General features: G+C 68.8%; 20 protein-coding genes and 1 pseudogene. 11 read left to right on the plus strand and 10 right to left on the minus strand.

Going from position 1 to position 19,837, the window contains the following annotated elements:
• Positions 1–2: 2 nt before the first annotated feature.
• Together BLW86_RS00100 and BLW86_RS00105 are read right to left on the minus strand one after the other, a co-directional pair.
• Entirely contained in the window at positions 3–1,379 is a 1,377-nt protein-coding gene (locus tag BLW86_RS00100) for a S41 family peptidase (RefSeq protein ID WP_093872105.1), read from the minus strand.
• Positions 1,380–1,714: 335 nt separating this feature from the next.
• Positions 1,715–2,095 carry a thiol-disulfide oxidoreductase DCC family protein gene (locus tag BLW86_RS00105; RefSeq protein ID WP_093872106.1) on the minus strand — a complete coding sequence of 127 codons (381 nt, stop codon included), beginning with the start codon at positions 2,093–2,095 and terminating at the stop codon, positions 1,715–1,717.
• Between the two features lie 118 nt (positions 2,096–2,213).
• On the opposite strand from BLW86_RS00105, the gene BLW86_RS00110 reads away from it, so the two are divergent.
• Positions 2,214–2,567 (plus strand): hypothetical protein, encoded by a 354-nt coding sequence (locus BLW86_RS00110; protein WP_093872107.1) that lies wholly within the window; start codon positions 2,214–2,216, stop codon positions 2,565–2,567.
• Between the two features lie 238 nt (positions 2,568–2,805).
• Here BLW86_RS00110 and BLW86_RS41745 read toward each other — a convergent pair whose 3' ends face one another.
• Both BLW86_RS41745 and BLW86_RS00115 read right to left on the minus strand, forming a co-directional pair.
• Positions 2,806–3,171, minus strand: coding sequence for a hypothetical protein (locus BLW86_RS41745; RefSeq protein ID WP_177181494.1), 366 nt, complete (start codon positions 3,169–3,171; stop codon positions 2,806–2,808).
• Between the two features lie 222 nt (positions 3,172–3,393).
• Positions 3,394–4,317 (minus strand): alpha/beta hydrolase, encoded by a 924-nt coding sequence (locus BLW86_RS00115; RefSeq protein ID WP_093872108.1) that lies wholly within the window; start codon positions 4,315–4,317, stop codon positions 3,394–3,396.
• A gap of 109 nt (positions 4,318–4,426) precedes the next feature.
• Here BLW86_RS00115 and BLW86_RS00120 point away from each other — a divergent pair, with 109 nt between their 5' ends.
• The 4 genes from BLW86_RS00120 (at position 4,427) to BLW86_RS00135 (ending at position 7,064) form a co-directional block, all read left to right on the plus strand.
• Entirely contained in the window at positions 4,427–4,924 is a 498-nt protein-coding gene (locus tag BLW86_RS00120; protein ID WP_093872109.1) for a MarR family winged helix-turn-helix transcriptional regulator, read from the plus strand.
• On the plus strand, positions 4,921–5,634 hold the full coding sequence (locus tag BLW86_RS00125; protein WP_093872110.1) for a hypothetical protein: 714 nt from the start codon (positions 4,921–4,923) through the stop codon (positions 5,632–5,634). The genes BLW86_RS00120 and BLW86_RS00125 overlap by 4 nt, the downstream gene beginning before the upstream one ends.
• 84 nt (positions 5,635–5,718) lie before the next feature.
• Positions 5,719–5,967, plus strand: a complete 249-nt coding sequence (locus BLW86_RS00130; RefSeq protein WP_093872111.1) for a hypothetical protein — start codon at positions 5,719–5,721, stop codon at positions 5,965–5,967.
• 185 nt (positions 5,968–6,152) lie between these two features.
• Entirely contained in the window at positions 6,153–7,064 is a 912-nt protein-coding gene (locus BLW86_RS00135; RefSeq protein WP_256341122.1) for a transposase, read from the plus strand.
• 136 nt (positions 7,065–7,200) lie between these two features.
• Here BLW86_RS00135 and BLW86_RS00140 read toward each other — a convergent pair whose 3' ends face one another.
• The gene (locus BLW86_RS00140) at positions 7,201–7,713 is read right to left on the minus strand and encodes an HAD domain-containing protein (RefSeq protein WP_093872112.1); all 513 of its coding nucleotides are present in this window, start codon (positions 7,711–7,713) and stop codon (positions 7,201–7,203) included.
• Positions 7,714–8,189: 476 nt separating this feature from the next.
• Here BLW86_RS00140 and BLW86_RS00145 point away from each other — a divergent pair, with 476 nt between their 5' ends.
• On the plus strand, positions 8,190–8,648 hold the full coding sequence (locus BLW86_RS00145; RefSeq protein ID WP_093872113.1) for a hypothetical protein: 459 nt from the start codon (positions 8,190–8,192) through the stop codon (positions 8,646–8,648).
• 32 nt (positions 8,649–8,680) lie between these two features.
• Here the strand turns inward: BLW86_RS00145 and BLW86_RS00150 are convergent, their stop codons facing one another.
• The 4 genes from BLW86_RS00150 to BLW86_RS00165 form a co-directional block, all read right to left on the minus strand.
• Positions 8,681–10,279, minus strand: coding sequence for an ISL3 family transposase (locus BLW86_RS00150; RefSeq protein WP_218137990.1), 1,599 nt, complete (start codon positions 10,277–10,279; stop codon positions 8,681–8,683).
• A gap of 188 nt (positions 10,280–10,467) precedes the next feature.
• Positions 10,468–11,217, minus strand: a complete 750-nt coding sequence (locus BLW86_RS00155; RefSeq protein WP_093872114.1) for a TIGR02391 family protein — start codon at positions 11,215–11,217, stop codon at positions 10,468–10,470.
• Between the two features lie 84 nt (positions 11,218–11,301).
• On the minus strand, positions 11,302–11,805 hold the full coding sequence (locus BLW86_RS00160; RefSeq protein ID WP_093872115.1) for a hypothetical protein: 504 nt from the start codon (positions 11,803–11,805) through the stop codon (positions 11,302–11,304).
• Positions 11,806–12,086: 281 nt separating this feature from the next.
• Positions 12,087–12,542 carry a hypothetical protein gene (locus BLW86_RS00165; RefSeq protein ID WP_093872116.1) on the minus strand — a complete coding sequence of 152 codons (456 nt, stop codon included), beginning with the start codon at positions 12,540–12,542 and terminating at the stop codon, positions 12,087–12,089.
• 77 nt (positions 12,543–12,619) lie between these two features.
• On the opposite strand from BLW86_RS00165, the gene BLW86_RS41750 reads away from it, so the two are divergent.
• Positions 12,620–12,841, plus strand: coding sequence for a hypothetical protein (locus BLW86_RS41750; protein WP_177181496.1), 222 nt, complete (start codon positions 12,620–12,622; stop codon positions 12,839–12,841).
• Positions 12,842–13,086: 245 nt separating this feature from the next.
• Complete coding sequence (locus tag BLW86_RS00175; protein WP_093872117.1) at positions 13,087–13,857, plus strand: transposase; 771 nt, start codon at positions 13,087–13,089, stop codon at positions 13,855–13,857.
• 139 nt (positions 13,858–13,996) lie between these two features.
• On the opposite strand, the pseudogene BLW86_RS42705 reads toward BLW86_RS00175, so the two are convergent.
• Positions 13,997–14,281, minus strand: a pseudogene (locus tag BLW86_RS42705) (HNH endonuclease); the annotation flags it as partial.
• Positions 14,282–14,373: 92 nt separating this feature from the next.
• Here BLW86_RS42705 and BLW86_RS00185 point away from each other — a divergent pair.
• From BLW86_RS00185 to BLW86_RS00195, 3 genes are all read left to right on the plus strand, one after another.
• Positions 14,374–15,720, plus strand: a complete 1,347-nt coding sequence (locus BLW86_RS00185) for a tetratricopeptide repeat protein (RefSeq protein WP_093872118.1) — start codon at positions 14,374–14,376, stop codon at positions 15,718–15,720.
• Between the two features lie 341 nt (positions 15,721–16,061).
• Positions 16,062–16,391, plus strand: a complete 330-nt coding sequence (locus tag BLW86_RS00190) for a trypco2 family protein (protein ID WP_093872119.1) — start codon at positions 16,062–16,064, stop codon at positions 16,389–16,391.
• Positions 16,392–16,459: 68 nt separating this feature from the next.
• On the plus strand, positions 16,460–19,783 hold the full coding sequence (locus BLW86_RS00195; RefSeq protein ID WP_305633695.1) for a tetratricopeptide repeat protein: 3,324 nt from the start codon (positions 16,460–16,462) through the stop codon (positions 19,781–19,783).
• The last annotated feature ends 54 nt before the right edge of the window (positions 19,784–19,837 follow it).

Raw genomic sequence — 19,837 nt, forward strand, 5'->3', positions numbered from 1 at the left:
TGTCAGCTCGCGGCAGCGCCGTAGTTGCGCAAAACGTTCACAGCCCTGTCGAAGGCGGAGTCTCTCTTCTTGTCGAACTCCTCCTTGGTGAAGACCGGCTCGGTGAGGTGCGGCGGAATGCCTGTGCCGTCGAAGGTCCTGCCCGACCGGGTCAGGAATTCCTCGTTCGGCAGCCAGGCAGCCATGCCGTTGGGGAGCTTGCGCGACATGACGTCCGAGAAGACGCCTTGTGTGGGCTGCCCGATCCGGACCGTCTTGCCAGGCCGGCCCATGAGGGCCTGGGTGAAGGTCTCCCCTGCGCTGAAGGTCGAGCCGCCGGTCAGCACGGCGACCGGCCCGGTGTGACGGGGGCCCTGGGCGGGCGTGATGTACACGGGCTGGGGGCGAGTGTGCCGGGTGGGGTCGGCGGGGTCGTTGCGCGCCCGCTTGGAGTAGGCGAGGTAGGGGGTGTTGGTGAGGCGCTGGGCGATGTGGATTCCCAGGGCGTCGGAGCCGCCGCCGTTGATGCGCAGGTCGATGATCAGGCTCTTCAAGCGCTGGGTGCGCTCCTGGCCGAGGACCGTGTCCAGTGCCCTGTCGAGCTCGGCCAGCTGGGCGGTGTAGGAAGTCTCCTCGCCCGCGTACCCGCCGAAGCCGGAGATCCGCAGATAGCCTTGCCCGCCGGGGAGGTCGGCGTAGGTGATCCGCCCGTGGGCGAACTCCTGGAGGTTTCGGGCGCCCTTGAGGTCGCGCTCCACGATGAACTTCTTGACCTTGGTGTCCAGTTCCCCGGTGGGCACGACGGTGCCGGGGCGGACCTGGGCGAAGATGCGGTTGCCATCCTGGACGGCGACGTGGGCGTCATAGAGCGGCTCGACCATCTCGCTGAAGACGGCGTAGAGCTCGTCCCTTGTCGTCCCGGCGTGCACCTGAGGGCGGTACTGGTCGCGGACCTTGTGCCAGTCGATGCCCTTGGACGCGAAGAAGGGGTAGTTCTCCTCGAAGGTCTGCCAGAAGACGTCGAAGGTCGTGAGGGGGTCCTCGGCCGTCGGGCGCGCGCAGGCGTCGGGCAGCGCCGGGATGCGCCGGAGGTTCCGGCTGCCGACGGAGGCGTCCGCGCGCAGGAACGCGTGGTCGCGGTCTTCTTGGGCGCGCACGGTCAGGACGTCGCCACCGGGCGTGGTGTAGGTGCCGGGACCGGTCCGCTGCGCGGAGTCGCCCTTGAGGCAGCTGACGGCGGTTGCCTGGTACTCCTGGAAAGTCCCGTTCCGGATGGATAGCACTGTGCCGTAGCCGTCCATGCGCCAGTTTCCGTCGATGGTCGGCTGGTGGGCGTTGGCGGCCGGCGCGGCTTGGCCGGCGAGGGCCAGCACGACGGCGGTGGCCGTAATAATGCGCACGAATGTGCCTTCTCTGTGGGCGACTTGCTCGGGACAGCCCAACCGTCGCCGACACGACGTTCTCCCGACCATCCGGCTGTCTGGTTGATCGATGGTGGGGCCAGCCCCCGCCACCGGCGTCCCCTGGACGATCACGTTGGGGAACCGCCCAGCGCCGCGCTACTGGTGGTCGTGCGTATTCAGCCGTTGCTGACGAATGCCCCCGTAGGGGAGGCGCGGCTCTGACCCAAGTCGCGGCGCGCGGACTCCCGCCCACGACCAGCACAAGCACCCCAGGGGCCGGCCACACCAGCTCTTTGACCTGCGACTTCAAGTTGCCGGAGGCTCAGTTCAGGTCACCCGGGACGGCGAGGCACGACGCAGGCCGGTGTTCCTCCCGGCAGCCGGTGACGGTGGGCCGCGACGAGCCGGTAGACCCGACGGGCGGCCCACCGCACGCCGGGCAGCAGGAGCACCGCCCCCAGCGGTGCCCAGACGCCGCCCGCGCTCAGGAGGGCCTTCGCGACGGCCCGGGCCCCTCCGTACACCGTTCCGGTCGGCGTCACCCACAGCACCTCGTACTCGGCACGCTCGCGGGTGACGCCGAGGGCGTCGAGGTCCGCGAACTGCCAGGGGACGATGTCACAGCGGGGCCGTACGCGTCGTTCGGCGAAATTCGCCGACGTCGTGCAGAAGCCGCAGTCTCCGTCGTATACGAGCACAGGCCGAGAACGCATGCCCCCATCATGCTGCGTCGCGACGCCGGAGGGGCGCACGCCCGGTCGGCCACGCACCCCCTCGGCCTGTCCGTCGGCCGGAGTCGCGTGGGGCCGCCCGTCTGCCAGGCTTGGACAGGTGACGGATGACGCGCAGCGGCCTGCCCGCACCCCCGACGGACGGTACGTGATCGTCAACGGCAGACGCTGGCGGGCCACGGACCCCCAGGTGCCCCAGGACGTCGCCGCACGGCTGCGTTCCCACCTCATGGCCGCGCGCCGTGCCGTGGCCGCGGCCCTGCGTGCCCGGGACCCGGAGGCCGAACGCGCCACCCGGGCCCGGGTGCACACGGCGAAGGTCGCCCTCGGGGAGCGCGGCACGCCATGGTGGGACCAGCGGGAGACGGAGCGCCGCGCCCGCTGGAGCGAGGGGCTGGCGGCACTCGACGAGGGCATCGGGAACATCGGTGAAAAGGGCACCGGCCGCGGATGAACTGGGCCCTGAGGCCGTCGTGCAGGCGGGGCCCGGCCGGAGAGCGAGCGGGGGGAATCAGAGCACGACGCGGTAGTGAGTGGTCAGACGCCCGTCGTCGTGGCCGCGCCGAGGCCGGCGAACACGAGGCTGATCCAGCCGACATCGTAGTCCGACAGCGCATCCCCGACGACGAGGAGCCGCTCCTCGGTCTGCCACAGTGCGAGGAGGCCAGGGGGTGCCGGAGGGGGCGGACGACTTACCAGTCAGTATCCCGAGACGGAGGATCTGCCCGCCGTCGAGGCCGAGGGCGCGGCCGGGCCAGGGCGATGGTCCGGTCGTCGCTGCTGAGGAAGACCCCGATCCCGGCGCGGACGAAGCGGTAGAGCCAGTCGTCCGTGCGGGGCTGTCGGCGCGCGATGCGCACGGCGGCCCCGGTGAACTGGCGGTAGCGGGCCGCAGCGTCGAAAGCGAGCTGACCGAGGGTGGGGACGGTGAGTTCGGCCAGGGTGACTCGGCACGCCCTGGTGGCATGCCGGGTGACGTGCCCGCGGGAGACAGTGCAGATTCCGGCCGGCGCTTCCGTCGCCTCGACGAGCAGGGCCTCGGGGCCATCCCCGCTCATGCGGGGAGGGCCCTCGAGCCCGTGACCGCGCCGCCTGTGTGCAGGTCGGTCCAGGAGCCGGGGTGCGCCACGCCGGGGTGAACCGCAGGGTGATCGCCGAAGTGCCGGTCGCCGAAGGAGAGAGCGGGGATCGCTCCGAGTGGGTCATCTGTGAGCAAGGCGGACCGGGTGCGCAGCATTGGAGCAGTGGCTGCCGTCGCCTTCCGGGCCGGTATGAAGCGGTCAGCGTTCTTGTGCGTGACCGGCCTCGACCGGGGTGTGGAGGTGGGAGGTGAGGAAGCGGGCGGCGCGGTCGAGTGCGGCGTCCGCCTCGTCGAGACGCCCGTGCTCGCTCTGGTAGACGTGCGGGAGACCTGGCCCGATTTCCAGCGTGGCCTCAACGTCGGCGGCGCCCGCGCGGGCCGCCAGACGGACCGCGTCGTCGAGGAGCACCTCGTTCGCCCCGACCTGCACGAGCAGCGGGGGCAGGGCGGACAGGTCGGCGAACACCGGGCTTGCCAGGGGATGGCTCCGGTCGCCGGCGCCGAGGTAGAGATCCGCATACGCGCGCACGTCGGCCTCGGTGAAGATCGGGTCAGCGTCCTCTTTGGTGCGCATGCTCGCTCCGGAGAGGGTGAGGTCGACCCACGGGGAGAAGACGACCACGGCGGCCGGCTGCGGCAGTCCCGCCTCCCGGGCTGCGAGCAGGGTGGCGATGGCGAGGCCGCCGCCGGCCGAGTCACCGGCCACGACGATTTCCCGCGGGTCCGTACCGGCGTCCAGCAGCTCGCGGTAGGCGGCGAGCCCGTCGTCGACCGCGGCGGGGAAGGGGTGCTCGGGAGCCAGCCGGTAGTCCACCGAGATGGCCCGCAATCCGGCGCGGACGGCGAGTTCACCGACCAGGCCGGTGTGGGTGTCAGGCGAGCCGATGACGTATCCGCCGCCGTGGAGATAGAGCAGCCGACCGCGACCGGCCGCTCCGGCCGGCTCCAGCTCCAGGGCGGGCCTCCCGCCCAGGACGGTTCTGCGGATGGCAACGCCGGCCGGTGCCGGCCGTGTCATGGCTGCGGCGAAGCCGGTGCGCAGCTCGGCGGGGGCGGGCTGCGTTTCGCTGCGCGGGACGGAGCGGAGCAGGGCGTCCAGGACTTGGCGCTGCTGTCGGGACATGGCGGGCCTCCTTCAGGTCGGAATGCAAGGATGGATTCCTTGGAATCCATCTACTCGCGCCCAACCGCCTTCCAGGGAAGATGATTCCTGGGAATCTATTGGAGGTTCTGTGAGCCACGTCACTCCACTCTTCCTCGATCTCGTCCGCGTGGAGACCCGGCTCTACAACGCAGTCGGCACCCGCCTGCGCGCCGAACACGGTCTGACGCTTGGCCAGTTCGAGTTCCTGCAGATCATCGACCGGGTGGACGGGTGCCGCGTGCTCGACATCGCGACCGAGGTGGCGATCACGGTAGGGGCCGCCAGCAAGGCGGTCGACCGCCTGGTGGCCGCCGACTGGTGCGTACGCGTCGCACACCCGCACGACCGCCGCTCCTCCGTGCTGCGCCTCACACCCGAGGGCGAGAAGGCGCTGGCAGCTTCCCGGCCCGTGGTGGAGAGCGCGCTCGTCTCACTGACGCGGACGGTTTCCGCTGCCGACCGCAAACACCTCGCCACCACCCTTGCCGCTCTCCGCGCGAACCTCGAGGCGGACGGCCAAGGCCAACCAGGAAGCAGCATGCCCGCTCCCTCGGCATCATCCTCACGATCGTCAACCAGGCCGTGAACGCCGACAAGCTCGGCGGCTCCACCGCCCTGCGCACCAACGTCATCCAGAGCGGCTCGCTCGTCATGCTCCGCACCGACAGCGACCAGGCCCACCTCGCCTCCACCGGCTTCGACGGCATCGACCCCGGCTCGATCCCCGCCTGCTGGGACGTCGAGCGCCCCCTCATCTACGACGAGAAGATCGCGATGAAGGACCCCAAGTCCACCTTCGGACTCGGCTACACCCTCGGCCCCGGCGGCGCCGCCGAGATGATGCGCACCTTCGTCCTGGAGTCCGCCGCCCCCTACGTCGACGAGAACGCCGTCGCCTACCCGGCGGACTGGCCGGACTGGGACCTGCGGCACGAGATCGCGGCCACCCCCGTCATCGAGGACGGCAAGGCTCCCGACACGGACGGGGACGACGCTTCCGACGGCGGGCTGCCGCCGTCGGTGTTCGCGCCGAAGAAGCCCGAGACCGCCGAGGACAAGGTCACCGCCGCGATCCGCGAGTTCTCCGACCCCGCCGGCCTCGAGACCACCTACGTCCGCAAGGACCAGATCGCCGCCCTCAGCGGCCTGAAGGAGAACACCCTCAACAACACGCTGACCAAGATGAAGAAGGTCGGCCTCATCCACCAGCAGACCGACGAGTACGGCAACGTCATCCGCGGCGTGTACGCCCTCGGATCGGGCCCGGTCGAAGACTCCGACGAGATCAGCGACTGAAGCGACCAACCCACCGACATGCACCCGGGATGCGCGTCCCTACTCCGCGCGCTCCTCAACCCTTCACTAACCAAGGAGCCCCCGATGGCCACGAGCGCCCTCGTCTGCTTCATTGCCGTCTGCGACCTGTGCGGCTACACCAGCAACGACACCGAATACGGCCTGCACGCCGACTCCCCCGAGGAAGCCATTCGGAACGTCACCGAAGGCTTCGACGAGCGCGACGGCTGGACCCTCACCCCCGACGGCCGACTCGTCTGCAACATCCGCAAGGACGCCGCCCACGAAGACATTCACGCCGCCGCCGGCAGCGCATGGGCCACGACGCCATGACCGTCGCCTTCGCCTGAATCCGCACCGGGGGATGACACCTCAGACAAACCCCGCCCGGCCTGCCACCATGAATCACGGAAGCAGACGGGCCTCATTCGACTAACGAGCTCGTGCACGGTAAGCGGTGAGACGTCGGGCCTTGGATGGTTGATCATGGTCGGGTGGTGGGGAATGCGTCTCGTGCAGTGATCATCAGCAACCGACGGATCACGGGCCTGTCGGCCGATGTGATCGCTGAACTCGTTGCCGAGGTGGGCCCGTTATGGCATGAGCGCCACCAGGCCAAGCTGACCTCTCGGCCGCGGAAGCGGGCCGTGGGCGCCGGCGCGAAGCACCGGCTGGCGTTCGTCGACCGGCTCCTGGCCACCCTCGTCCATCTCCGTCACGGGGCCACTCATGACGTGCCGGCCTGCTGGTTCGGCGTGGACCGTTCCACCGTCACCCGGGCCATCGGCGAGGTGCGGCCCCTGCTCGCCGAGCGGGGGTGCACCGTCAGCCCCGGCGTGCGGCTGCGGACCTTGGCCGAGGTCGTCGAGCACCTCGGTGCCAGCGGGAAGACCGGCATCGTCGACGGCACCGAGATCCGGGTCCGGCGGCCCGCCGCCGGACGCAAGGACCGGGACCGGTTCATCTCCGGCAAGAACAAGCAGAACGCCGTCAAGTCCATGGTGGTCACGGACGGAGAGGGGCGCGTGCTGTGGTGCAGCCCGACCGAGCCCGGAAGCTGCGCGGACATCACCCACGCCCGCAAGTTAGGGCTGGTCAAGCTTCTGACCGACGGTCCAGCAGTCGAGATCCTTGCCGACGCCGGCTACCAGGGCCTCGGTGCCCAGACCGGCGGACGCGTGGTGACACCGCCACACCGCAAGTTCAAGAAGGACGCCCCCGACTGGTACGAGGAGATGTACGAGCGGCAGCGCAAGGCGCACTCCTCGCGGCGTATCCGGGTCGAGCACGGCATCGCCCACCTGAAGAACTGGCGGGCACTGGCCCGCCACCTCGGCCGTCGCGAGCACGCGAGTGACACCGTCCAGGCCGTCGCCGGCCTGCTCTCCCACCAGCAGACCGCGGACCTGGAACCTCGACGACAGGGGTGAGCACCGGTGTCACCGAAGCCCTCGACGTCTCACCGCTTACCGTGCACGAGCTCGTTAGTCCAGGTTCTCGCTGATCGGCCCACCGCCCTCGGGGTGTCGGCCCGTCACCACGCTGACGGGCTCCCGCCCCGAACGGTCATCCCAGCCACGCGGCGAGAATCGCATAGTCGCCATCGGTGAGGCCAAGGCGGGCATCAACCCGGTGGACCAAGGCGCGTCCCCCATGGTGGGAGGCGATCCAGGCGCGATCTGTCTCTGTGACCTCGTCATCGACCCAGACGAACGGCCGTCCTGCCGCCCAGTCGACAAGGGCGCGGGTCTTCCAGTGCAGCCCGTCGCGTTCGTCCTGATCATCGATTTCTGACGGCTCCGGCCAGACAACCACGGCGAGCTGCTGGAGACCGAGCAGTGGAGTGATGCATTCGTTTGCTTCATCCATCCACGTGGTGGCCCAGACCACCTCACAGGGAAGCGCGGCCAGCTTGGCCCCGTGCTGAGGATTGATCCTGGTCAGGAGTGGGTTCGCATCGTCCCCACGCAGATCGGGACCGAGCTCATAGGTTGGATACTGCCGCGACTCCGCCCCGAACGGGATCAGCGGTCCGTCGACGTCGAGGAACAGCAGCGGAAGCTGCACAGAGCCAGTCACAGCGGCACAGGATAGCGAGGCTCCCACCGCCGGTCGCTCCACGAGAGGACTGATGAGCAGCCCCGCTGCCTGCCGGCACCAGCGAAGCGACGGTCGTTCATTGCTGACAGCGCTGCTATTTCTCGGGCTCTGGCGCAACTTCCGTGGTGTTGAGTCGAAGCTCGGTGTCCGGGGCCGGAGTACGCCGGGAACCGGCAGGTCAGGGGCTTGTCATGAGGCAGACAGAAGCCCGGTCGACGTAGCTCCACAGAAGTTGTGCCAGAACCATTTCTCGTGAACATCCAGGGGCTTCAAGATCCGCAACTGCTGTCCGAACCGACAGACAAACGCTGTCGCTTGAAGGGTTCTGGCACAGCTTCCGTGCAGCAGTGACCGAGCGTTGCGAGTCACCGAGGCATACGCCTCGGTGACCAGGGCTGAATTCGATCCGATCACGCCAGGTTATGGTGCTGCTCCACAAAACGAGGGGAGTCGGCATGCCCAACAGGTCGCAGTCGAAGGACGCTCTCGCCTGTCTGCGTGCCGAGCTCGCGGCCGAGCAGTCGACGACGGCTGAGGGGACGACTCGGGGTGCATGGCTCGCCTTCATGCGTTTCGGGCGGATGCGCTTTCACGCAGCGCCCCAAGCCGACTCTGACGGCTTGCTCTTTCAGTACGGCACGTACGTCTCCAGCGGGCGGCCGATGTTCACTGTGGACCTCACGAGGCAGCTCAACGTCAGTGACGACAGTGAGTACGACCGCTACGTGCAAGTTCGCTGCGAACTCCGGTACACGCCGGCACTGGACCTGGATGCTTTGGGAAGCTTCGACTCCTGGTTCTTTTATGACACCGATACGGACCTCGACGGATGGTTCGCTGCCATGGAGGAGCGTCTCGGACCGCTCCTTGATCGCAGGCCCGCTGGGATCGACTTGTTTGAGGATCCTGTATAGCCGTTTCGGCCGTGGAAGGCCGCATGGCTTCGTCACGCGAGCAGGACACGCTTGCGCAGGAGGTCGAAGCCGGCGCGGCCGAACATCTGGCGCTTGAGCATCTTGATCCGATTGACGTGGCCTTCGACGACTCCGGAGTTCCAGGGCAGCGTCAGGCCGGCGATGACCGCGTCGCGGTCTCGGTCGAGGCCGGCCGCGAGAGTGTGAAGGCTGGGCAGGTCGTCCTGGCGGACGGCGTCGAGCCATTGCGGGAGTCGTTCACCCTGGCGCTCGGTAAGCATGTGGGCGAAGGACCGGACATGACCGGTCAGGGCGTCGAGTTCGGGGCAGTTGGCAAGGACGGACTTGAGCCGGAGCTGTTCGGTCTCGGTCAGCGTCTCGGGTCGGCTGAGAATCCATCTCGTCACCACGCGGGGTGCCGGCGGCTGCGCGGTGACCGGCCGTGGTGAGGTGCGCTTCTCTCGCAGATAGGCGCTGACCCGGCCGTAGCTGCCTCGATAGCCCAAGGGAACGATCTCCTCCCAGAGCTTCCAGGCGTTGGTGCAGCCCTCGTCCCAGCGTTCGTCCAGGTAGGGCCTGTACTCGTCGAGGACGGAGGTCCTGTTGTGCTGCCACTGGCCGCGGAAGAGGTCTTCCGGCTTCGCGGCATCGGCCAGGCTCTTGACGGTGCGGTGGGTCATGTTCAGCTGGCGCCCGATGGAGCGGCGGCTGTGGCCGGCTTCCAGCAGCGCGTGGACCGTGGCGTGCCGGGCCCGGACACGGTTGGCGAACCGCTCGCTCCGCCAGGGCGAGTCCGCCTTTCTCTCGGGTGGCGCCGGTTCGTCGGCCTTCCCCTCGCGATCGAGGACCAGGACGCGAAGGCACTGCCGGTGGCGGGCGACCGCTCGCTCAGCGGCTTCTCCGAGGTTGTGCCACAAATGCCAGCGGTCGGCGACCTGCGTTGCCTGGGGTGCCCCGGCTGTGGCGCCTTCCGCGAAGAACGGCGCGCGGTCCCGGCAGACGACCTCGATCCCTGGCCGCTGGGCGAGCCAGGCGGCCAGGCTCGATGCTTCTCGATCAGGCAGGAGATCAATCGGCCGGCGGGTTTCGACGTCCACCAGGACGGTGCCGTAGTGGCGGCCCTTGCGGGTGGCGTACTCGTCGACGCCGACCACCCGCGGCGTCGGCACCTCCGGCTCGGGCAGCGCCTCGACCAGGCGCAAGATCGTGCTCCGGCTGATGGACATGCCGAGCACGGCAGCCAGGCGAGCGCCAGGCCGGCCAGCCAGGGCGAGGCCGACTGAGCTCAGGATGGAACGCAATCGTTCGGTGCGCTGGCCGTGCCTGCGGGTGAGGCCGGATATCTGCTCCACGAACGTCTGACGTGGACACTTGGTGTTCCCGTACCGGAATCGCCGGACCCGCAGCGGGAGTACGACGCTTCGTCCGGCGCTCGGGACATCAGCGAGAAACCGCAGGTAGGAGCTGTGCACTCGGGTCGAGCAGACTCCGCATCCCGGGCAGGCGGCACCGGCCGTGGTGTACTGCGCGCCAAGGCGCACGTTCTCGATACCCATGTCCACCGACCGCACCGCGATGTCCGCGATCGCCGGGAACAACAGCGCCTTCAGCTGGAGTACAACGTCTTCCACGGCCCGGACTGTCAGCCCAGCGGCACTGACCACCAACCATTTTCAGGCGACTTCGCATACCGCCCGGAGACGCTCAGCCGTCACTCACCGTGGCTACTGCACGGAAGCTGTGCCAGAACCCGTACTCATCGACAAAGCCACTTCGTCATCTTCACGGGAAACAGCGCTTTCCCAGGCACCGGGGGCGGTCAGTCCGTCGGTTCTGCGGCGGCTCGGCGACGTGCGGCGCGATCGACCTGCCGTAGCAGCAGGTTGGCGAGCTGGATGATCTCGGCCGCCTCGACCGGGTCCTCGAAGTCGACCGTCCGGTGACTTGTCGGGTTCTTGTAGGCGCCGATGGCTCCGGCGAACAACGCGGAGGCCGCTTCCTGCTCGCCGCCCTCAGCGCCGGCGTCGGCGAGCGGCCCTCCGGTCTTTCCGTTCTGGTGCGGGGCGAATGCCTTGCGCATGAGCCCGACCCCGAGCTGGGCGTTGTCGTACCCAGCGGCGTCCCGGACGGCGACCTCGACGGCCTTCATCGCGGCGAAGCACGCCGTCTCGTAATCCCCCAGGTCGAAGTACGTCCGGATCGTACCCTCAAGCGCCGGGTGCAGGGGGCCGGCCAGTCGCTGCCGGGCATCGAACCGGAGAATGCCCTGCGGGTCCTCCACCAGCTCACGGCCCTCCTTCGAGACCCGACGGAAGACATCGTCCTGGGTGGGTTCCTTGGACAGCAGGGCGTTCGCCTCCAGCCAGGCCCACGCATCAGAGAGGCGGTGGAGGAGCGCCCCGGTGTCGGGCTCGTCCTGGAACGCCTGCCGGGCGGAGCCGATCGTCCCCCGGTACGTCGAGAAGCCGGTCGCCTTGGCCAGATGCGCCAGGAGAAGAAGGGCGATGTCGCGTGTCGGCAGGCTCCGGATCTGCTCCGCAGGGACCGGCGGTATATACGTGAACGTCATGGACGCACGCTATGCCGTGCCGCCGACACTCCAGCCGCTTTCCTCCCGAAAAAGCTGGGCTAAGGGCTGTCCCGCAATGACCGCTCATAGCTCCGGGAACGGCGGGGTGTCGTCCATCTCCTGCAGCAACTTCTGAGCAGGCGTCGCTTCCTCTGACCGTATGGAGGAGGCAACGCCCTCGATGACGGACCGGCCCGCGTACACGGCTGTCCTTGAGGCTGCCTCCCAGCCGGGTTGCTGCCGGTAGCTCGCGTTGTGCTTGCGGTCATGCGCTGCCGCAGCGGCAGAGTGCCACTGGTCGGTCCGGCAGATGCTTCCCAGAAGGTCTAACAACTCGGCCTTGCAAGCAACGTGCGGGGACCCGACCAGTTCAAGAAGGAACGGCACCGTGGGAGCTGTAGCCTCGCCGACGACGAAGCCCAGCGCACAGATGGCGTCGCCCAGGTCATCGATGGCGATGCGGGCCGTGTCCTCATCCCCATATGCGATTCGGGACAGCAGAGGGGGGATACCGCCGGCCGCGGCGCCTGTCGCGTCGTGCAGTTCTCCCCAGCGGATTCCGGAGACGCTCCTCAACAGACTTCCCACGTCCTGCTCCTCGTCAGATCGTCGTCCCGGCCCTGGCGGTGCCTTGAGCATGGTGCAGCTAGTGCTGCATCAGCCAACGTTTGCCCTGCACGTACGTCGGGACATGGATGCCAGCGGCCACCCGGCGCTTGGCTGGCCGCCGGAGACGATCGAGGAGTACCGGGCGCAGCAGCTTCAGGAGTAGGCGTCAGAGGCTTGACCAGCCGAGGAGAAACAGAACCCCGCGGACGCGATGCCCACGGGGTTCTGCCCTGCTCGGCCGGCCGAGTGGGAGGTCGGCGTCACTTCCCGCACTTGACCTTGAAGCCGTCCAGCAGAGCCTTGCCGGCATCGGAGTTGTCACGTACATACACGCTACCGCTGATGCTGATCGAGGTGTCACTGGTCGAGATGGGCTCGCTGCCGGTCCGCTCGTTGCGGGTGTCCTCTCCAGCGACCGTCCAGATGATCTGGGACTGATCCTTGTTGAACTCGCCGGTGCTGGTCACGTCCGGCTTCTCATAAACACCATCGCAGTCGTACTCATGATGCGAGACGCTGTTGCCCTTGACAACCAACTGGCCGAGGTCGGACGTGCCGTTGACGTCCTTGATGTAGTAGGTACCGTCGCGCTTGCTGTCGCTGGCGCTGTCGCTGCTTCCGCTGCAGGCGGTGAGTATGAGTGAGCCCGCGGCCAGGGCCCCGATGGACACGGCGATCTTGGCCTGCGTCCTACGAGTGGTCCTGGTGATGCCCATGGCGTTCCCCGTTCGTTCGTTCTGGATAGTCGGTTTGAGATAGAAGGCGAGTCAAAATATCCTATGGATAGCTGGCTTTGACTGACCCGGACCGCCTGTCAGGCGCCTTCTCGGAGGTTGTCGAGCCGATGCTCAGTCAGCGCGAGCGCGACCTCGGCCTGATTGAGCGCGTGTTCGCCGTCCTGGATGCATCAGTGCAGACGCTGCACGGGCGGGGCGTCTGCTCCTTTGGCAGCCAGGTGGCCGAGTTCACGCAGCTCCGCCTACGCTCCCTGCATCTGTTCCTCGTGGTGTGCTGACCGGACCCTGAGGCGGCCGGCCCGCTCTTCCCACCTTCGTTGCGCGAGGGGATGGTCAACGGCATCAGCCACGAGGGCCTTCGGGTCCTGCTCCATCTGGAGGAACAAGAACGCTGCCGACGAACGGCTACGCGATCTCGTCAAGGGCGAACGTTGCCTGATGTGGCATTAGGAGTGAGGTCCTGACCAGGCGGCCCGTGACGGGGTGGTGCTACAGGGCCCCGGCTTGGCGTCATGATCTTGCTGTGACTGGAGTGATCACGGCGTCGGCCCCGTCCTGGATAGCCCCGTTCACTGGGCTGAGCCCGCGCCGTTTCGACAAGCTGGTGACCGCGCTGCGCAGCGAGGGGGCCGATGAGGTGCGGCGGGGCCGGCCGTGGGGGCTGCCGCTGGAGGACCGAGTGCTGCTGGTCACGACGTACTGGCGGACGAACTTGACGCTGCGCCAGCTTGCCCCGTTGTTCGGGGTATCGAAGTCTGCGGCCGACCACGTCATCAGACACCTCGGCCCCTTGCTTGCGCTCCGGCCGCGCAAGCGGTTCCGCAAGAACACTGTGTTGATCGTGGACGGAACCCTGGTCCCCACACGCGACCACACGGTGGCCGAGCAGTCGAAGAACTATCGCTACTCCACGAATCACCAGGTCGTCATCGACGCCGACACCCGCCTCGTCGTGGTGGTCGGCCAGCCCCTGCCAGGCAACCGCAATGACTGCAAGGCATGGGAACTGTCCGGCGCCAAAGCCGCCGTCGGCCGCACCACTGTGGTCGCTGACGGCGGCTACCGGGGCACCGGTCTGGTCATCCCACACCGTCGCGAGCGCGGGCAGAGCAAACTGCCTGCCTGGAAGGAAGAGCACAACGCCTCCCACCGCCAGGTCCGTGCCCGTATCGAGCACGCCTTCGCCCGGATGAAAGCCTGGAAGATCCTTCGCGACTGCCGGTTGAAGGGGGACGGTGTCCGCCACGCGATGAGCGGCATCGCTCGCCTGCACAACCTTTCCCTCAGGGGATAGACAAGCGGACCGAACCCGGCCCGCCTCGCGCGCACCTGCTCGAAGAGCCTTTACGGGACAAGCCTTAGGCCCTGGGGAAGAATTCTGCAGCCCGGCCCCGCGCGAAGGCGGGGCCGGCTGGTGCCAAGCCAGGGTGGGACTACTCGGCAGGCTCAAACTGAACGATCGCGTCTGGGCACTCGGACGCGATCGCCTGGAGGGCGTCCGCCTCCGCCGGGTCCACGTTCAGGCCCCAGCGGAGCTTCGTCGCGGTCCACTCGGTCGCGTACCGGCAGCGGGCGCTGGGGGCCGGAGGCATCCACTGGGCCGGGTCCTGGTCTGCCTTCGACCTGTTGGAGCGGGCGGTGACCGCGATCAGCGAGACCGGCGAGCCTTGGTCGTTCGCGTACGCCTCTCGGCGCTCTGCCGTCCACTCCCAGGCCCCGACTGGTGGGGAGCGTCATTCCGACCGTGCGGTATTCGAAACCGCCGGTGGTGTCGGCAAGGTGTCAGGGGCGAGCGCTATCGTGCGTGGCCGTGAACGCTGCTGATCTTGACTACCGGGCCCGAACGCGGTCCGGCTGCATCCCGCAGGAGCTGGTCTCACGGCTGCTCGAAAACGGCCACGTCGACGTGGTGGAGTTGCAGGCCGGACGCGGGGAGTGGTTCTGCGCGCTGGCGTGGGCGTGGTTGCTGGGTGAGCAGGGCCGGCAGGCAGACGCGTTGGAGGTGCTCGCCCCGTACCTGGCGACCGGCTGGTGGACGGCCGTCGTCGCCGCGGCCGAGCTGCTGGAGGGCTGGGGCCGCGTGGATGAGGCGACCGAGATCACCCGGGTCCGTATGGAGGCCGGACATCCGATGGCGCTGGAGTCCTACACGCGCCTGCTCGCCCGGCACGGCCGTGCCGAGGAGGCGTTCACCCTGCTGCGCCCACACATCGGCGACCCTTCCCTCGCCGTGGCGCTGGTCGATGTCGCTGTCGCCGCCGGCCGCGACGAGGAAGCCGCCGCGCTGCTCACCGTTCGGACCGAGCACCGGTGTTCCGACTTTCCGTGGTGCTGCCGAGGCCTCGATCGCGACACGGCGATCGTGCTGCTCGCCACGATCCGCGAGCGCCAGGGCCGTATCGACGAGGCAATCGCCCTGCTGCGCCCCGACGGCAGCACACTGCTCAACCGTGAGCAACTGGCCGAGCTGCTGGCACGGCACGGCCGGCTCGACGAGCTCCGGGCAGCTACGGCGAGTGATGACTCGGGGTATGCCGTCCGACGACTCGTGCTGTTGCTGGAGGAGCGCGGCGACGTGGAGGGGGCGATCGCGGCATACCAGCAGGCCGACCGGCCCGGAGCCCACAACCCCCACTCGGCTGTCGAGCTTGCGCAGCTCCTGGCCCGGCACGGCCGGGGAAGCGAGGCGATCGAGGTGATGCGTCTTCAGGCCGACGCCCGCCACGGGGACGACGGGATCCTCCATGTCCTCGCCGACCTGTGCCTCGCCCAGGGCCGCCCCGAGGACGGCCTGGCGCACCTCGATACTTTCGCCACCGCCCGTGGGGGCGAGGAAGACTGGGACCTGTACTGGATACGGCTGCCGCTGATTGCCGCCCGCGACGGCGTCGACGAAGCGATCGCCCGGGCCCGCTCCCATCCCGAGGGCGCCACCTGGTACGCGGCGCCGCACATCGCCGAGCTGCTCGCCGGTGCCGGCCGCACCGAGGAGGCTGTCGCCGTTCTCGAACAGCACGCCTCCAGGAACAGCCATGATCTGGCCGGTTACCTCATCGATATCGGCCGCGTCCAGGACGCCCTGACCATCCTCCGACAGCGCGCCCTTCGGCGGCCCGAGCTGTGGGAGGGCCCCTGGTACGACGAGCCCCCGCTCTGACGCCCTGCCCGGTTCAGGCCCGCTGGCTGGCAGCCCCGCAGCCCGCGGGCGTTGCGCGACCCGATGCGATCGGACTTGACAACGATGCGGACGGGCAGGAGTGAACCGTAGCCGGGCCAGCCAGCCGACAGCGTGATCATCTCCGCATCGGCAGCCACAGCGACGGCGGATATCAGCCTTTCTACGGGGCATACAGGTACGCGTGTTCGGCGAACTGCTCCGGTCTGGTGTGTCGCGTGGGACTGTGGGTCGGATCGGCGGTGTCGGGCCGTCGGATGCGGGCGGGGAAACCGGTGGAGCCGGGTCAGGGCGACGCTCGGGGCGCGAGAAGGGGGAATGAAATGTCCGATACGCACGGCGCGGATGGGCAGTGGATGGACCTGGCGGACGCGGTCACGCTGCTGCGCGAGCAGATCGCCGAGGCCCAGAGCCGGCTCGCGGACCCCGCGGAGGGCGGCGACAAGGGGGTGTTGTTCACGCTGGGGGAGATCACGGTGGAGCTCGGCCTGGAGCTGACCGGAACCAAGGGCGTCAACGGCGGGCTGAGGTGGAGCGTGATCAGCCTCGGCGGGAAGACGGAGAGCGGCACGAAAGGCACCCACAAGCTGACGGTGAAGCTGACCCCGCACCTGCCGGGCGGCGGAGACGTGGACATCAGCGACGAGGAGTAAGCCCCTCCCGGTGCGCGCGGGAAGGGGGCCAGGGGGACGGGGGAGGTCTGGTGGAGTTCGACCGTCGGGTGCAGATCCGGGTAGACCGGCTGAAGGACGGGAAGAGGACGAGAGGGTTCGGGTCAGGGTACCTGGTCGCACCACACTTGGTGCTGACCGCCGCCCACGTCCTGGACGACCTGGATCCGGCCGCCGGGGAGCCGGTGACAGTGAGTCTGCCCGACACCGGCGAGCGGGAGTATCACGCGGTCGTGTGCTGGCAGCGCAAGGACGACACCGCCGACGCGGCGCTGATCGAAGTCATCGACGGACAGGGCTGGCAGGTACCGCAGTCCCTGGACGACCTGTTCACCCGGCCGCCCCAGCGGTACGGCCTGATCATCGGCAACCGCCCCCTCCCGGTCACCGCGACCGGTTTCCCCCGCATGCAGAAGGACGCGGAGGACGGCCGGCGCCTGGACGAGCAGCTGACCGGTCTCATCGCCCCGGGCACCGGCGCCCTGGCCGGCCGCTACGAGATCTCCAGCACCGACCCCACTCCCGGCACCGGGGCCACCGGCGGGAGCCGCTGGTCGGGCATGTCGGGCGCCACCGTCCTCGCCGACGACGGCTTCGGCGGCGACCTGCTGTGCGGAGTCGTACGCCGCGACCGCCGCGCCGACGGCGGCACCCGTCTGATCGCCACCACTGCCGCCACCCTCCTCGCCGACGACGCCTTCCGCGCCCTCGTCGCCCAGCACACCGGCTGGGAACCCGTCCTCGAACCCGTCGAACCGGCGCACCTGCTCACCCCTGCCACGGTCGACCGCAACTTCCGCTCCCCCGCCGCGCTGCTCCGCGCCGACACCGAGGCCGTCGCATTTTACGGCCGCGCCACCGAACTCGCCGACCTGCAGGCGTGGTGCGAGAACGGCCCGCCCTCCATCTCCGTACGGGTCATGACCGGGCCCGGCGGACAGGGCAAAACCCGCCTCGCCCGCCGCCTGACCGACACCCTCGGCCGGCACGGCTGGGTCACCGGGCACCTGCGCTCCGACCTCACCGACGACCCCGCCCCGGACGGCGCCCCGCCCGACTTCACCACCCTGAACACCGCCCTGCCCCTCCTCCTGGTCGTCGACTACGCCGAAACCCGACCCCGTCTGCTCCGTCGCCTGGTCACCCACCTGCACCGCTCCCGCCACCGGGTGCGGCTACTGCTGCTCGCCCGCTCCGACGGCGAATGGCGCACCGGCTCCCTCCAAGCTATCCCCGCCGTACGGGACCTCCTCGAAGAAGCCCCCCTCACCCCACTCGCCCCCCTCATCCCCACCAGCCAGCCCACCCGGGTCAGGCACAGCGCCTATCACCGCGCCGCCGGCGACCTCGCCCGCCTGCTCCCGCTTGTCCCCACCCTGTCCGCTCACGACTGGCCGTCCCTCGCCGCCGAGCTCAGGCCCCCCGCAGACCTGCACGACCACCGCTACGACAACGTCCTCACCCTGCAGATGACCGCCCTGGTCGACCTCCTGCAGCACGGACCACGGCCCGTCGACGCGGCCCCCGGAACCCCGCCGGAGCGCACCCTTCTCAAACACGAGGACCGCTTCTGGGAAGCCAGCGCGAAAGCGCCCGCCCACAGACTCGACCTGGACGCCTCCACCCTGGGCGCCGCTGTCGCGGTCGCCGCGCTGTGCGGGGCCGCCACCCGGGAGGAAGCAGTCCAGGTGATCACCACCCTGCCCGGCCTGCCCGGCCACCGGGCGGCCGCCGCCGCAAGCTGGCTGGCCGCGCTGTACCCCGCCGACGGAGACCGCTACTGGGGCTCTCTCCAACCCGACCGCGTCGCCGAATACCACGCCTCCCGCGTCCTCGAAGACGACGCCATCCCGCTGCCCGCCCTCCTCGCAGCAGGCTCCTCCACGCAGCAGGCACAGTCCATCACCGTGCTGGCGCGCGCCGCCGTCGCCCACTCCAACACCGGTCGCACCACCAGCGGCGATCGCGTCCTCCACACGCTCGGAACGGCCCTCGATACCACCCCCATTTCCTACGAGGCCGCTGAGAGCGCCCTCATTGCGCTTCCGTATCCCTCCCTCGCCACAGCGCCCCTCGCTCTGCAACTCAGTGCCGGACTCACCCAGATCAATCGGGAGCTCGCCGCCGGTGATCCAACTGAGTACGAGCCCTACCTCGCCCTCCATCTGTCCGCCTTCGGAATCCGGTTGCTCCAGACAGGGCGCCGAGCGGAGGCCCTGGACGCGGAACAGGAGGCGGTGGAGATCCTGCGCAGGCTGACGGCTGCCGACCCCGCCGCGTACGAGCCCAATCTCGCTCGTTCGCTGTCCCAACTCGGCAACGTGTTGTCGGAGATGGGGCGACGAGCGAAAGCCCTGGACGCAGAACAGGAAGCGGTGGAGATCTACCGCAGGCTGGTGGCCGCCAACCCCACGGCCTACGAGCCCGACCTCGCCATATCGCTGACCAACCTGGGCAACCGGTTGTCGGAGATGGGGCGCCAAGCGGAAGCCCTGGACACGGAACAGGAGGCGGTGGAGATCCTGCACAGGCTGACGGCTGCCGACCTCGCCGCGCACGAGCCCAATCTCGCCACCTCGCTGACCAACCTGGGCAACCGGTTGTCGGAGATGGGGCGCTACGTGGAAGCCCTGGGCCCTGGCGAGCAGGCGGTGGAGATCTACCGCAGGCTGGCGGCTGCCAACCCCTCGGCCTACGAGCCCGACCTCGCCGGGGCACTGTCCAACCTCGGCGCCCGGTTGTTGCAGGTGGGGCGCTACGTGGAAGCCCTGGGCCCTGGCGAGCAGGCGGTGGAGATCTACCGCAGGCTGGCGGCTGCCAAGCCCTCGGCCTACGAGCCCGACCTCGCCGGGGCACTGTCCAACCTCGGCATCGAGTTGTCGAACGCAGGGCACCATCTGGAAGCCTTGGCTGTTGCCGAGCAGGCGCTGGAGATCCGGCGCAGGCTGGCAGTCGGCAATCCTGCCGCGTATGAGCCTGCCCTGGCCGCCTCGCTGGCCAACCTTGGTAGCCTGTTGTTGAAGGTAGGGCACCACTCGGAAGCCGTGAACGCCGCCGAGCGGGCGGTGGAGATCTACCACAGGCTGGCGGCCAGCAACCCTGCCGCTCACGAACCAGACTTCGCCCGCACGCTGAGCTTCTTGGTATCGCTTCACGCGATAGTGCACGATTTTCCCGAGGCTCTGAGGGTTACGGCGGAGGCTGTGGCGTTTTATCAACGTCGTATTGTCGCGATGCCCACTCTGCTTCCGGGACTCCATGACGTGCTGGAGCTGCAAGCGTTGACGCTCAAGGGGCTTGGCCGTCTAGAGGAAGCGGAAACCGTGCTCCGCTGGCTCGGGGAGAATCCGATCCCGCCCGATCATCATAATTAGTTGTTTACGAGAACCGGGGCGGGGGCAGTTCGGCTCAACCGGCTGTTCCTCAAC

Origin of the sequence: Streptomyces sp. TLI_105, from assembly GCF_900105415.1 — a bacterium.
GTDB lineage: Bacteria > Actinomycetota > Actinomycetes > Streptomycetales > Streptomycetaceae > Streptomyces.